The following is a 14,045-nucleotide window of genomic DNA, read 5'->3' as shown; positions in this document are numbered from 1 at the left end:
CTAACTCCTCAGCTGTTGATAGGTTCACTTCTCATGGCCGCCGAGCACTACTTCACGAGTACTCCCGACGGCGAACTCCGACCCCGCAGGATCCCGATCAGGCTCGCCGGCCGTGACCTGGAGGTCACGACATCGGGCGGAGTATTCAGCCCCGGCCACGTCGATCTCGGGACGCGCGTCCTGTTGGACGCGGTGCCTGCTCCTCCCCCGGAGGGGGACCTGCTCGATCTGGGGTGCGGCTGGGGGCCGATCGCCCTCGCGCTCGCTCTCGACGCTCCCGACGCCCGGGTCTGGGCGGTCGACGTCAATCAGCGCGCGCTCGAACTCGTCCAGCGCAATTGCGAAGAACTCGGCATCCACAACGTCAACGCCGTGCTCCCCGAAGATGTTCCCGCCGAGCTGCGGTTCGGCACCATCTGGACGAACCCGCCGATCCGCATTGGCAAGGCGGAGCTGCACGCTCTGCTCGAGCAGTGGCTTCCCCGCCTCGAGCCGGGCGCGGACGGCTGGCTTGTCGTCCAGCGCAATCTCGGCTCCGACTCGCTGCAGGCCTGGCTCTCGGAGGCGTTCGCCGCCCGCCTGGACGTCGAGCGCGACTCCTCAGCCAAGGGCTTCCGGGTGCTGAGGACGACACGGCTCGGCTGATCCGCGCGCTGGCGGCCCTCAACCCGTGCCGCTTCGGCGAGCCCCTTCAGTCGAGGCGGATCGTGCCGGTGAAGACGAGATCGGCCGGCCCGGAGAGGCCGACGTGCTCGCCCTCCTCCGTCGCGAACATGTTCACGCCGAGCGTGCCCCCCGCGACCTCGACACGCCACGACTGCGGTGCACGCGCGCCCGCCCAGTAGCGCACGGCGAGTGCTGCGGCCGCAGCGCCCGTTCCACAGCTGAGGGTCTCGCCGCTGCCACGCTCGTGCACCCGCATCCGGATGCGACCGACGCCGTCGTGGATGAGCGGTTCCCCGGGGACGACGAACTCGACGTTGGCTCCGTCCGCCGGCTCCGGCTCGAGGTGAGGGATGTAGGCGAGGTCGGCAGAGTCGAGCTCCTCGTCGTTGCTGAGCGCTACGACGACATGGGGGTTGCCCAGGTCGATGCCGAGGCCGGGCCGGGCGATCTTGAGCTCCTTCGCGCGCACGAGCGGCTCGCCTCCGGCTAGCTCCCAGCGGCCGAGGTCGACCTGGAAGCCCGCGCCGCTGCGGGTCACGTCGCGCACTCCCGCTCGCGTGCCGATCGGCAGCGTATCGCCGGGCTCGAGGGAGGCGAGGCCGCCCGCGAGCAGGAACGCCGCGTACACGCGGATGCCGTTTCCGCACATCTCGGCGATCGACCCGTCGGCATTGCGGTAGTCCATGAACCACTCCGCCTCGCCCTCCTCGGCGAGTGCCGCAGCCCCCTCGGGCAGTGCTCGGGAGCGGACGGCGCGGATCACGCCGTCGGCACCGACTCCGAAGTGACGATCACAGATCATCGCGACCTGTGCGGGCGACAGCTCGACTTCGCCGTCCGGGTCGCTGAAGAGCACGAAGTCGTTGCCTGTGCCCTGGCCCTTGGTGAAGTGCAGCTCGATCGTCATGGCGCACAGCCTAGCGAGCGGGGGAGGCGTCGAGCTGGGCCGCGGTGCGCGCGCGCGCGACCAGGTCCGGGGCGTCGTAGGGCAGTCGGTGAGCGGTTCCGAAGCGACGGAACCAGCTGTTCTGCCGGCGTGCGTAGCGGCGGGTGAGCGCTTGAGTGGCCGCTACCGCCTCCTCCTCGGTCGACGCACCCGAGCGTTGGGCGAGCGCTTGCGCGTACCCGATGGCACGCCCGGCGGTGACGCCTCGCTCGAGGCCGAGCGGCACGAGGCGTTCGACCTCGTCGAGCATCCCCGCCGCCCACATCCTCTCGACGCGCCGGTCGAGGCGCGGCACGAGCTCCTCGCGGGGCGCCTCCACCAGGAGGATCGTGGCCGGCCGCCATGCGACGGGCTCATCGGACATCAGCGCGCTGTGCGGCGAGCCGGTGAGCTCGGCGATCTCGAGCGCTCGGATGATCCGGCGGGCGTTGTGCGGGCCGATCCGTTCGGCGACGGCGGCGTCGATGGCGCGGAGTCGCTCGACGAGGACACCGATCCCCTCACGGTCGGCCGTCTCCTCGAGCGCACGTCGCACCTCCGGGTCGGTGCCCGCGAAGGAGAACTCGAACACGACGCTCGAGACGTAGAGACCGGAGCCGCCGACGAGGAGAGGGGTCGCTCCGCGCGAGAGGATTTCGTCGATCGCCCCCCTCGCCTCGCTCTGGTAGCGCGCGACCGACGCCTCCTCGGTGACATCGAGCACATCGAGGAGGTGGTGCGGGATGCCGCGCCTCTCGTCCGGTCGTAACTTCGCGGTGCCGATGTCCATGCCGCGGTACAGCTGCATCGCGTCGGCGTTGACCACCTCGGCCGCTCCCCCGCCAGCGGCGATCGACTCGGCGAGGGCGAGGGCGAGCTCCGATTTGCCGGTTCCCGTGGCGCCGACCACGGCGATCAGCTCGGGAGTGCGTACCGTCCGCGGTGCGCTCACCGCCATCGTCGCTCGCTCGGCCTAGCGCTCGCCATCGGTGGCGTCGTAGATCGGGGTCGTCACCGTGGCGGGCGAGGGGGCGATGCGGAGCGACGGGAGTCCCAGCGAGACGCGGGGGGTGCCGGTCGTCGATGCGCCTTGCGGCGTCGGGACTCCGCACGACTCCGTCTGGGCTCGGTCCCACGCGTCGCCCGCGCGCGTGCGGCGAATGCGGAGGGGGGCTCCGTCGGTCGAGTCGGCGAGGAGATAGAAGGGAGCGGCGCGGGTGACGACGACCGACACGACGTCGCCCGGGCGGGGTTGCTCGGAACCGTCGGGGGCGTCGAAGTGAACGAGCCGGCTGTCTTCGGCGCGACCGCTCAGACGGTGGGTCTCGGCGTCGCGACGCCCCTCGCCGGTCGCGACGAGCACCTCGACCCGCCGTCCGACGACGGTGCGGTTCTCGCGCTCGCTGATGGCGTCTTGGAGCGCCATGAGTCGCTCGTAGCGCTCCTGGACGACGGCCTTGGGAATCTGGTCGGGCAGGGTCGCAGCGGGAGTGCCGGGCCGGATCGAGTACTGGAAGGTGAAGGCGGAGGCGAAACGGGCCTCCTCGACGACGCGCAGCGTCTCGGCGAAGTCGTCCTCGGTCTCGCCGGGGAAGCCCACGATGATGTCGGTGCTGATCGCGGCATGCGGGATGCGGGAGCGGACCCTGTCGAGGATGCCGAGGAAGCGGTCGGAGCGGTAGGACCGGCGCATGGCGCGGAGGATGCGATCGGAGCCGGACTGCAGTGGCATGTGCAGCTGGGGCATGACAGCGGGAGTCTCGGCCATTGCGTCGATGACGTCGTCGGTGAAGGCTGCCGGATGCGGGCTCGTGAACCGGATGCGCTCGAGTCCCTCGATCGCGCCGGCGGCTCGGAGAAGTTTCGAGAAGGCCTGGCGGTCACCGAACTCGACGCCGTACGAGTTGACGTTCTGGCCGAGCAGGGTGACCTCGATCGCCCCGTCGTCGACGAGGGCCTGGATCTCGGCGAGGATGTCGCCTGGGCGCCGGTCCTTCTCTCTGCCTCGTAGCGAGGGGACGATGCAGAACGTGCAGGTGTTGTTGCACCCCACCGAGATCGAGACCCAGCCGCTGTAGGTGGAGTCGCGCTTGGTGGGCAGCGTCGACGGGAATACGTCGAGCGATTCGAGGATCTCGAGCTGAGCCTCCTCGTTGTGCCGTGCGCGCTCGAGCAGGCTCGGCAGCGAGCCCATGTTGTGGGTGCCGAAGACGACGTCGACCCAGGGGGCCTTGTCGAGGATGACGTTCTTGTCCTTTTGGGCGAGGCAGCCGCCGACGGCGATCTGCATCCCCTCATGTCGGCGCTTGACCGAGGCGAGGTGACCCAGATTGCCGTAGAGCTTGTTGTCGGCGTTCTCGCGTACCGCACAGGTGTTGATCACGACGACGTCGGCCTCGGCGCCCTCCGCCCGGATATAGCCAGCGGCCTCGAGCGAGCCGCTCAGGCGCTCGGAGTCGTGCACGTTCATCTGGCAGCCGAAGGTACGGACCTCGTAAGTCCTCGGACGCGTCTCGAGGACGGCGCCCGCCGTCGTGCTGTTCGTCTCGGTGCCGGTCGTGTTCATGGTGTGCGATTCTACGTGTCGAGTCGGCCGGCTTCTGCCGCCGCTCAGCGGAAGCGGACCCCGGAGCCGGGTCGCCGGACGGTCTCGCGGACGACTCTCTGGACGAGGGCGCCCCCGTACCCGCGGCGGGCAAGGAAGCCCGTCAGACGCCGCTCGGCGACGTCGTCGGAGAGGGAGCGGAGGCTCGGGAGGCGCTTGCGGGCAAGGTCGAGCGCCGTGCGGTACTCGTCGTCGCCGTCGAGCTCGTCGAGGGCGGAGGCGATCGCCTCGGGATCGAGCTTGCGTGCTCGGAGCTCCTGCTGGATCAACGACCGCCCGAGCTTCTTGCGGTCACGCAACGACACCACGAGCTGCCCGGCCATCCGACGATCGTCGAGATAGCCGAAGCGCGTGAATCGTTCGACGATCTCGAGTGCGTCCTTCTCGCTCACACCCTCGGCGTAGAGCCGGGCCTCGACCTCGGCGACCGAGAGGCTCTTGCGCACGAGCCCTCGGACGATCCGGTCGGCGATTCGTTCGGGATCGATCTCTTCGGGGACCTCGGCGATGATGTCGCCGTCTGGGTCGGCCTCCTCGCCCTCGCCGGCCTCCTCGAACGTGGGCAGGCGACGGGCGACGTGCGCCGATGGCTCGGCGCTGCGCTCGGAGGCGCCGGGACGGCGGCCGGGGGCGGACGGCGCCCAGCCCCGCTCTCCCGCGTCGTCGGGGGAGCCGAGCGGCGCTTCGGATGCCGTCTCGGGACCGACCCAGGGGAGGAAGGCCACGGGACGGCCCCCGGCCCCCTCCGTGGCCTTCTCTCGCACGGGCTAGGCGCCCTTGCGAACGGGCTGCTTCGTCTCGATCGCGACCGGAGCGACGTCGGCGACCGCGTTCGGGTCGGCGATCACCCCGAGCTTGACCAGGATGCGCTTCTCGATCTCGGCCGCGACGTCGGAGTTGTCGATGAGGAACTGACGCGCCTTCTCTTTGCCCTGCCCGAGCTGATCGCCGTCATAGGTGTACCAGGCCCCGGACTTGCGGACGATCTCGTGCTCGACTCCGAAGTCGATGAGGCTGCCCTCGCGAGAGATGCCGATGCCGTAGAGGATGTCGAACTCGGCCTGCTTGAAGGGCGGCGCCATCTTGTTCTTGACGACCTTGACCCGGGTGCGGTTGCCGACCGCGTCGGTGCCGTCCTTGAGGGTCTCGATGCGTCGGATGTCGAGGCGCACCGAGGCGTAGAACTTGAGCGCCTTGCCGCCCGCCGTGGTCTCGGGACTCCCGAAGAAGACACCGATCTTCTCGCGCAGCTGATTGATGAAGATCATGGTCGTGTTGGTCGTGTTGAGACCGCCCGTGAGCTTGCGGAGCGCCTGCGACATGAGGCGCGCCTGGAGGCCGACGTGCGAGTCGCCCATCTCGCCCTCGATCTCGGCTCGCGGCACGAGCGCCGCGACGGAGTCGATCACAATCAGGTCGATCGATCCGGAACGCACCAGCATGTCGGCGATCTCGAGTGCCTGCTCACCCGTGTCGGGCTGCGACACGAGGAGGGAGTCGATGTCGACGCCGAGCTTCTTGGCGTACTCGGGGTCGAGTGCGTGCTCGGCGTCGATGAACGCAGCGATCCCTCCATTGCGCTGCGCGTTGGCGATGGCGTGCAGGGTGAGGGTCGTCTTACCGGAGGACTCCGGGCCGTAGATCTCGACGATACGACCGCGCGGGAGCCCGCCGATGCCGAGGGCGACGTCGAGGGCGATCGAACCGGTCTGGATCACCTCCACGGGCGCCCGCTCGTCGCTGCCGAGGCGCATGACCGCGCCCTTGCCGAACTGGCGGTCGATCTGCGCGAGTGCGGTCTCGAGGGACTTCTCGCGGTCTGAGGAACTGGGCATGGCCGTCTCGCTCTCGTGTTCGTGGTGGTGTCGCCCACAGGCTGTCGCGACATGACGGCGGCTGTCTGAAGGACAGCGCCGCCCGGCTGCGACAAGGCGGTGAAGCAGGCCGTTCAGGTGTCTTCGACGGTACGCCCGACCACCGACATCGGGATCGAGCGACAGCGACTCTGTGGAGACAGAGCCGATCCTGCTTCTGGGGAGGAGCATACGCCCCTTCGAACACGGATTCGAGAACGACACGCTCGGCATGTCGAACACGACTTCGGGTCGAGGTGCACGTAGACCCTCAGCCGCGACGCTTCCGCGGATCGGTTCCGTGCCACCGCGCCTCCGGCACATCGTTGGCCCGACACAGCGCGAGCCAGACCTCCCGAGGCTCCGCTCCGTCGCGGAGCGACTGCTCCGCCGTCCGGCCGTCGAGTTCGGTCAGCACCAGGTCCGAGACGAGCACGCGTGCGTATGCTCCCCCGAACTCCTCGTCGACCAGTCGCTGGAACTCACTCAGGCGCATGCGTCCACGCTAACCGCTCCACGCCCTTCCGACTCCGGGATAACGGCAACCACGACGCCCCACGCCGAAGGGCGCCCCGACCGGAGTCAGGACGCCCTTCGCGTGGAATGAGGGTGGGAGGAGCGGACCGCCTAGCGCGCGACGAGATCCGCGTCGAAACCGGCGACCATGTCGGCGGGAATGGTGTCGGGGATGGTGTCGATGCCCTCGATGACGGCGAGACGATCGCCGACTTCGCGCATGATGACCGAGATGGGAGTGTCGAGGGCGTCAGCAACCGAAGCGAGGATCTCCGAGGAGGCCTCCTTCTGACCGCGTTCGACCTCGCTCAGGTAGCCGAGCGCGACGCTCGCCTTGCTCGCCACCTGACGGAGCGTACGACCCTTCTGCAGGCGAAAGTCCCTGAGGACATCGCCGATCTCTTGACGAACTAGAACCACTGGACCCTCCTTCTCCACGTCAACCGCTTGTCGCGCACCTGGCCGGGAACACTGCCGCGGCAGATGATCGAGGGGGTGGGACGAGAGAACCGGATAGCTGTTCACTACCCGGTCCGTATTGCGTCGACTCTAATACCGGATGACTGGGCTTTGCGTGTGAGCGACGCCAGATGTAACAGGGTCGGAACACAGGACATTCCTCGCAGACGCGGAAACTCGCGGGAAGACCGTCAGGACAGGTGGACGAGGAGCTCCCGCCCGAGCGAGATCGCCTCCCGCACGGCCGCAGCGCGAATCTCGGCCCGGCCACCCTCGAAGCGGAACCCGCGCACCAGCTCGCCCTCGCCGAGAACCGCCGCGACGAAGACCGTGCCGACCGGCGCATCACCCTGTGGTTCCGGCCCTGCGACCCCTGTCGTCGCCAGTCCCATCGTCGGCTCGCTGCCTCTGGCGAGTCGGGAGGCGACTCCGCGCGCCATCTGCGTGGCCACGACCGGATGGACCGGGCCTTCTGCGGCGAGCAGTTCGGAGTCGACTCCGAGGAGGCGGTGCTTGAGCTCGGTGGCATAGCTGACGACACCGCCGCGGTAGACAGCGGACGCTCCAGGCACCTCGACCACGGCCGAGCTCAGAGCGCCACCGGTCAGGGATTCGGCGACGGCAAGCCCGGCACCCCTCTTCCCGAGCTCTCCGAGCAGTTCGGCGGCGCTCATCGCGTCGCGCGCGCCGCTCGGCTCTGGCGGGCGGCATCGGCGAGGTAGTCGACGCCCGTGACGACCGTGAGCACGAGCGCGGCGCTCATCGTGATGCCGTTGACCCAGTGCACCCACTCGCCAAGCACGGCCCAGAGCGGCAGGAGCGCGAGCGAGATCGCGATCGACTGCACGATGGTCTTGAGCTTGCCGCCGCGGGACGCAGGGATGACGCGGTCAGAGAGCACCGCCATCCGGAACACGGTGATGCCGACCTCTCTGACGAGGATCACGATGGTCACCCACCACGGAAGCTCACCGAGGATAGAGAGGCCGACGAGCGCGGCACCCGTGAGCACCTTGTCGGCGATGGGGTCGAGGAGTTTGCCGAGGTCGGTCACGAGCCCACGGCTGCGGGCGATGTGGCCGTCGATGCCGTCGGTCGCGATGGCCGCGATGAACAGCAGCGCCGCCGCGATCCGCAGACCGCCGTCGGCGCCGCCGTCGGCGAGGAGCAGCCAGAAGAAGAGTGGCGCGAGCAGGATCCTGACCACGGTGATGGCGTTGGGAAGGTTCCAGTTGCCGGACCGTGCGGAGGACGATGCCGAGGAGGTGCTCATGCTGCTGCCGTTCGTGGTCGAGGTGGAGGTGCTCAGTCGCGGCCGGTCAGCGACCAGGCGTCCTCGCCCTCGCCTCCGTCGTCGTCGTGATAGTCGGTCGCGACGGGCCCGGAGGGTTCGGCGAGCGGATCGGCGTAGGCATCGGAAGAGACCGCGGACGGTGATGTCGCGTGGCCGCTCGGCTCGTCTCCGCGCATACGGGCGAGGACGCTCGGAAGCTGCTCCGCGGTGACGAGGACGTCCCGGGCTTTCGATCCTTCGGAGGGTCCGACGACTTCGCGGGACTCGAGCAGGTCCATCAGACGACCGGCCTTCGCGAAGCCGACGCGCAGTTTGCGCTGGAGCATCGACGTGGAGCCGAACTGCGTGCTGACCACGAGCTCGGCGGCGGCGATGAGCAGCTCGAGATCGTCGCCGATGTCGGAGTCGACCTCCTTGCGCTGGGCCTGGACGGTGATGTCCTGTCGGTAGTCCGGTTGCGCTTGACGGGTGACGTGCTCGACCACCCTCGCGATCTCGTCCTCGCGGACCCAAGCACCCTGCACGCGCATGGGCTTGTTGGTGCCCATGGGGAGGAAGAGGCCGTCGCCCTGCCCGATGAGCTTGTCGGCTCCCGGCTGGTCGAGGATGACCCGGGAGTCGGTGACGCTCGTGACGGCGAAGGCCAGACGGCTCGGAACGTTCGCCTTGATCAGGCCCGTCACGACGTCCACGCTCGGCCGCTGCGTCGCGAGGACGAGGTGGATGCCGGAGGCGCGCGCGAGCTGCGTGATGCGCACGATGGAGTCCTCGACGTCGCGCGGGGCGACCATCATCAGGTCGGCGAGCTCGTCGACGACGACCAGGAGGTAGGGGTAAGGCTTGAGGACGCGGTTGCTGCCGGAGGGCAGCTTGATCTCGTCGCCGCGGACCGCGGCGTTGAAGTCGTCGATGTGGCGAAAGCCGAACGACGCGAGGTCGTCATAGCGCATGTCCATCTCTTTCACGACCCACTGCAAGGCCTCGGCGGCCTTCTTGGGATTCGTGATGATGGGCGTGATCAGGTGCGGCACGCCTCCGTAGATCGTCAGCTCGACACGCTTGGGGTCGATCAGGACCATGCGGACGTCTTGCGGGCGAGCGCGCATGAGCAGGCTCGTGATCATCGAGTTCACGAAGCTCGACTTGCCGGAGCCGGTGGAACCGGCGACGAGGAGGTGCGGCATCTTGGCGAGGTTCGCGACGACGTAGCCACCTTCGACGTCCTTGCCGACGCCGATGGTCATCGGGTGTGTGGACGTGGTCGACGCGGGAGAGCGCAGCACGTCTCCGAGCGAGACGATCTCGCGGTCGGTGTTGGGGATCTCGACGCCGATCGCGCTCTTGCCGGGGATGGGCGAGAGGATGCGCACCTCGTTGCTCGCGACCGCGTAGGAGAGGTTCTTGCTGAGCGCGGTCACCCGCTCGACCTTCACGCCCGGACCGAGTTCGATCTCGTAGCGGGTGACGGTCGGACCGCGGGAGAAGCCGGTCACGGTGGCGTCGACGTTGAACTGCTGCAACACCTCCGTGATCGCGCGAACCATCTCGTCGTTGGCGGCGGACCGTGCCTTCGACGGCGTACCCGTGGAGAGCGTGGCGGCCGACGGGAGGCGGTACGGCGCACTGTCCTCGAAGGAGGAGTCGAACTCCTCCGCGCCGTCGGCGGAAGCGGGCTGAGGGGTGATCGGGCCGGTCTCGATCGCGGGCGGCACGGGCACGGCCGGCGCCACGTCGAGCCGGTCGAGGCGAATCACCTCGGTCGCATCGTCGTCGACGACTCCCGTCGTGACGCGAGGCGTTCCGCCCCGATCGACGCGGGCGAGAGCAGCCTCGGCCGTCTGGGCCTCGGCGAGGACCTCGGTCGCGTACGAGCGGGTCGGCGGGGCTACGGGCTCGTCGAGCTCCTCGAGCGCGGTGTCAAAACCCGTGGCGCGCCCCCGCTGGGGCACCGATCCCTCGATGACCTCGGTGAAGGAGTCGAGCAGTGGCTCGGCCTGGATCGTCGGCTCGTCTTCTCGGCCGGATGGGGTGCGGCGCCACCACGGCAGCTCACCGCCATCGGCCTGTTCTTCCTCCTCCCGGGCCGACTCCTCCTTGGCCGCCGCTTTCGCGGCCGCCTTCTCTGCTTTGACTCGGGCGCGCTCCTCGTCGTCGAGGACGGGAGCGCCGAAGAGGTAGCCGTAGAGCTCTCTCAACCGTGCTCCGACCCGGTTCGGGGGCGTCTTGGTGATGATGAAGAGCGAGAGGACGATGACCGCCGCGAGGACCACGGTGGCGCCCGGCACCCTCGCAAGAGCCACGAGCGGCGCGCCGACGAGCCAGCCGAGGACGCCTCCGGCTGCCGCCATCTGATCGATGCCCGCGCCCGGCTGAGGCATGCCGGAGTGCGCGTGGCAGAGCCCGGCTGACGCGATCAGGAGGAAGGAGAGGCCGACGCCGATGCGGCCGTTGTCGTCGACCGAGCTCGGGTGGCGGAAGAGCCAGAGCGCGAACACCAGCAGAACGACCGGGAGCACGTAGGCGACGCGACCGAACAGTCCGCCGAAGCTCCACGCGTCGAGCACCAGGGCCACCGGATCGGTGGCGAGGAACCACTCGACGACCGCTCCCGCGAGGGCGAGCAGGAACAAGAGGAAAGGGAGGCCGTCGCGACGCTCCTCTTTCGCGAGACGCTCCGGCCCGAGGGCGCGCGCCGCGCCTCCGGCCAGATGTGCGAGGAGCATCCAGAGCCGGACGAGGGGGTTGGCGCGAGGAGTCGAGTCGAACGCGACCGTCGCCTTCTCGACTGTCGCCTTCGTCGAGCCGCGTCCGGAGCGTGGGGCACTCGGGCGTGAGGCGGCACTGCCGCGTCCGCGGGAGGTCGTCTTGGTACTCGTCGCCATGAGGCCACCGTACCCGGCACCTCCGTCATCGCGGCCTGCCCGCGCCGCTCGCCCCCACAGTCGCTCGCGGACCTCGGGCTGGGGAGGGACGTCGCCCTCCGACCCTCGACGAGCGCTCAGGCCTCGATCACGAGGGGAACGATCATCGGGCGACGTCGATAACTCGTGTTGACCCACCGCCCGACGACCCGACGGACGGCCTGTGAGAGCGCGTGCTGGTCGGTCACCCCGCTCTGCACCGCGTCCTCGAGAGCCTTCGCGATGCGCGGCTTGACCTCGTCGAAGACGCGGTCATCCTCGGCGAAACCCTTGGCGTGGATCTCCGGGCCCACCACGACGCGGCCCGTCCCCGCCTCCACGACGACGATGATCGAGATGAAGCCCTCTTCACCGAGGATGCGGCGGTCCTTGAGGTCGGCGTCGGTGATCTCGCCGACCGAGGAGCCGTCGACGTAGACGAAGCCGAGATCGAGCTGACCCACGACCGTGGCGACACCGTCGAGCAGATCGACGACGGTGCCGTCTTCGGCGATGATCGTGTTCTCCTCCGGGATCCCCGTGTCGCGCGCGAGCCTCGCGTTGGCCACGAGGTGCCGGTACTCGCCGTGCACCGGCATGACGGCGCGCGGCTGGACGATGTTGTAGCAGTAGATGAGCTCGCCCGCGGCGGCGTGGCCCGAGACGTGGACCTTGGCGTTCCCCTTGTGGACGACTGTGGCACCGAGGCGCGTGAGCCCGTTGATGACGCCGTACACCGCGTTCTCGTTTCCGGGGATGAGGCTCGACGCGAGGATGACCGTGTCGCCCTCGCCCGGCTCGATCTGGTGATCGAGGTTCGCCATCCGGCTGAGGACCGCCATCGGCTCGCCTTGCGATCCGGTAGACATGTACACGATCTCGTTCTCGGGGAGGAGCCCCGCCTTCTTCACGTCGATGAGCACTCCCTCTGGCACGGTGAGGTAGCCGAGGTCGGCTGCGATGCCCATGTTGCGGACCATCGACCGGCCCAGGAGCGCCACGCGACGTCCGTTCGCGTGGGCCGCGTCGAGCACCTGTTGCACCCGGTGCACGTGGCTGGAGAAGCTGGCGACGATGACGCGCCGCGTCGCCTCCGCCATGACGCTCTCGATGACCGGGCCGATGTCGCGCTCGTGGGGCGTGAATCCCGGCACGTCGGCGTTGGTGGAATCGACCATGAAGAGGTCGATCCCCTCCTCCCCGAGGCGGGCGAAGGCACGCAGGTCGGTGAGGCGGCCGTCGAGCGGCAGCTGGTCCATTTTGAAGTCGCCGGTGTGCAGCACCGAGCCGGCGTCCGTGATGATCGCGACGGCGAGAGCGTCAGGGATCGAGTGGTTCACCGCCACGAACTCGAGCTCGAACGGGCCGAGGTTCTCGACGTCACCCTCCTTCACGGCCAGCGTGTAAGGCGTGATCCGGTGCTCCTTGAGCTTGGCCTCGACGAGGGCGAGCGTCAGGGTAGAGCCGATCAGGGGGATGTCGCGCTTGAGGCGGAGCAGGTAGGGCACCGCTCCGATGTGGTCCTCGTGCCCGTGCGTGAGCACCACTCCGACGATGTCGTCGAGCCGGTCCTTGATCGGGCCGAAGTCGGGGAGGATCAGGTCGACCCCCGGCTGGTTCTCCTCGGGGAAGAGAACTCCGCAATCGACGACGAGGATCTTGCCGTCGATCTCGAAGACCGTCATGTTGCGGCCGATCTCCCCGAGCCCTCCGAGCGGGATGATCCGGAGCGTCCCGGCGGCGAGCACGGGCGGAGTGACGACGGGACCGGGCATGCGCCCTCCTTCTTCTCTCGGGCGGAGCCGCTCGGGCGGCGTCAGCGCGTCGTGCCCGCGATCTTCGGCAGGGCGCCGCCCGCCGCCGCGTTGCGGTCGGGTCGGAAGTTGCGGAAGTCGACCCCGGCGACGTCGCGCACGAGACCGAGCTCGTCCTCGATGAGCGCCGCCTCCGACTCCTCGGGGCCGACGAGCGGGAGGCGAACGCGCGGCGAAGAGATGCGGCCGAGCCCGTGCAGGATGTATTTCGCTGCGACGGTGCCGGGCACGTGCGTCATCACGGCGCGCACGAGCGGCTCGAGCTGCTGGTGTGCGCGGGTCGCAGTGTGCAGGTCGCCGCGGTTCACGGCGTCGACGATGGTGCGGTACGGGGCGGTCGCGATGTTGGCCGTCACACCGATCAGGCCGGTGGCGCCGATCGCGAGCTCGGGCAGGACGCTCGCGTCGTCGCCGCAGAAGTACAGGAGATCGGTCTGGTTGAGCACTCGGCTGACCTCGGAGAGGTCGCCCTTGGCGTCCTTGACCGCGAGAATGTTCGGGTGCTTCGCCGCGCGGAGGATCGTCTCGTAGCGGATCGGGACACCGGTGCGTCCTGGGATGTCGTACAGGATCACCGGCAGATCGGTCGCGTCGGCGATCATCCGGAAGTGCGTGAGGATGCCCGCCTGAGTGGGCTTGTTGTAGTAGGGCGTGACGATCATGTTGCCGTCGGCGCCGGCTTTCTCGCTCTGGCGCGCGAGCTGCATGGCGTGCGCGGTCTCGTTGGAGCCGCCTCCGGTGATGATCTTGGCGCGGCCCGCGGCGACGGCCTTGCCGACCTCGACGAGCCGGATCTTCTCGGGGTCGGTGAGGGTGCTCGTCTCGCCCGTGGTGCCGGTCACGACGATGCCGTCGGCTCCCGCCGCGATGCAGTCGTCGATGTGCCTCTCGACTCCGGGCCAGTCGACCTCGCCGTCGGGGGTGAACGGGGTGACCAGGGCGACCAGGACCTGGCCGAAGGGATTCTCCGGAGTTGACACGCTGACAGGGTAGCGGGTCGGTGTGACCGGCCC

The 14,045-nt window shown here is 69.0% G+C and carries 13 protein-coding genes; 1 reads left to right on the top strand and 12 read right to left on the bottom strand.

Annotated features, from left to right (window positions below; all coding sequences use genetic code 11):
• Window positions 1-33: 33 nt before the first annotated feature.
• A complete protein-coding gene (locus ITJ45_RS13695; RefSeq protein WP_194610922.1) occupies window positions 34-645 on the top strand; it encodes a class I SAM-dependent methyltransferase in 612 nt (203 codons plus the stop codon).
• Window positions 646-691: 46 nt separating this feature from the next.
• Here ITJ45_RS13695 and dapF read toward each other — a convergent pair whose 3' ends face one another.
• The 12 genes from dapF to dapA all read right to left on the bottom strand — a co-directional run bounded on the left by dapF (window position 692) and on the right by dapA (window position 14,012).
• Window positions 692-1,573, bottom strand: coding sequence for a diaminopimelate epimerase (gene dapF, locus ITJ45_RS13690; RefSeq protein ID WP_194610923.1), 882 nt, complete (start codon window positions 1,571-1,573; stop codon window positions 692-694).
• Window positions 1,574-1,583: 10 nt separating this feature from the next.
• Window positions 1,584-2,543, bottom strand: coding sequence for a tRNA (adenosine(37)-N6)-dimethylallyltransferase MiaA (gene miaA, locus ITJ45_RS13685; protein ID WP_323743057.1), 960 nt, complete (start codon window positions 2,541-2,543; stop codon window positions 1,584-1,586).
• 21 nt (window positions 2,544-2,564) lie between these two features.
• Entirely contained in the window at window positions 2,565-4,157 is a 1,593-nt protein-coding gene (miaB, locus tag ITJ45_RS13680; RefSeq protein WP_194610927.1) for a tRNA (N6-isopentenyl adenosine(37)-C2)-methylthiotransferase MiaB, read from the bottom strand.
• Between the two features lie 44 nt (window positions 4,158-4,201).
• The gene (locus ITJ45_RS13675) at window positions 4,202-4,921 is read right to left on the bottom strand and encodes a regulatory protein RecX (RefSeq protein ID WP_194610929.1); all 720 of its coding nucleotides are present in this window, start codon (window positions 4,919-4,921) and stop codon (window positions 4,202-4,204) included.
• 42 nt (window positions 4,922-4,963) lie between these two features.
• On the bottom strand, window positions 4,964-6,031 hold the full coding sequence (recA, locus tag ITJ45_RS13670; RefSeq protein WP_194610931.1) for a recombinase RecA: 1,068 nt from the start codon (window positions 6,029-6,031) through the stop codon (window positions 4,964-4,966).
• A 289-nt stretch (window positions 6,032-6,320) separates the two neighbouring features.
• The gene (locus ITJ45_RS13665; RefSeq protein ID WP_194610933.1) at window positions 6,321-6,545 is read right to left on the bottom strand and encodes a DUF3046 domain-containing protein; all 225 of its coding nucleotides are present in this window, start codon (window positions 6,543-6,545) and stop codon (window positions 6,321-6,323) included.
• A gap of 131 nt (window positions 6,546-6,676) precedes the next feature.
• Window positions 6,677-6,985 carry a helix-turn-helix domain-containing protein gene (locus tag ITJ45_RS13660; RefSeq protein WP_173173004.1) on the bottom strand — a complete coding sequence of 103 codons (309 nt, stop codon included), beginning with the start codon at window positions 6,983-6,985 and terminating at the stop codon, window positions 6,677-6,679.
• Between the two features lie 230 nt (window positions 6,986-7,215).
• On the bottom strand, window positions 7,216-7,698 hold the full coding sequence (locus ITJ45_RS13655; protein ID WP_194610935.1) for a CinA family protein: 483 nt from the start codon (window positions 7,696-7,698) through the stop codon (window positions 7,216-7,218).
• Window positions 7,695-8,297, bottom strand: coding sequence for a CDP-diacylglycerol--glycerol-3-phosphate 3-phosphatidyltransferase (gene pgsA, locus ITJ45_RS13650; protein ID WP_194610937.1), 603 nt, complete (start codon window positions 8,295-8,297; stop codon window positions 7,695-7,697). Before pgsA ends, ITJ45_RS13655 begins: the two co-directional genes overlap by 4 nt.
• Window positions 8,298-8,329: 32 nt before the next feature.
• A complete protein-coding gene (locus ITJ45_RS13645; RefSeq protein ID WP_194610939.1) occupies window positions 8,330-11,200 on the bottom strand; it encodes an FtsK/SpoIIIE family DNA translocase in 2,871 nt (956 codons plus the stop codon).
• A gap of 116 nt (window positions 11,201-11,316) precedes the next feature.
• A complete protein-coding gene (locus ITJ45_RS13640) occupies window positions 11,317-12,993 on the bottom strand; it encodes a ribonuclease J (RefSeq protein WP_194610941.1) in 1,677 nt (558 codons plus the stop codon).
• 41 nt (window positions 12,994-13,034) lie between these two features.
• A complete protein-coding gene (dapA, locus tag ITJ45_RS13635) occupies window positions 13,035-14,012 on the bottom strand; it encodes a 4-hydroxy-tetrahydrodipicolinate synthase (RefSeq protein ID WP_194610943.1) in 978 nt (325 codons plus the stop codon).
• Between the last annotated feature and the right edge of the window lie 33 nt (window positions 14,013-14,045).

Origin of the sequence: Rathayibacter sp. VKM Ac-2879, assembly GCF_015351245.1 — a bacterium.
In the GTDB taxonomy this organism is placed as follows: Bacteria; Actinomycetota; Actinomycetes; order Actinomycetales; family Microbacteriaceae; genus Rathayibacter.
Note: the sequence above shows the minus strand (reverse complement) of the source record. Positions and strands in the feature narration are given on the sequence as shown.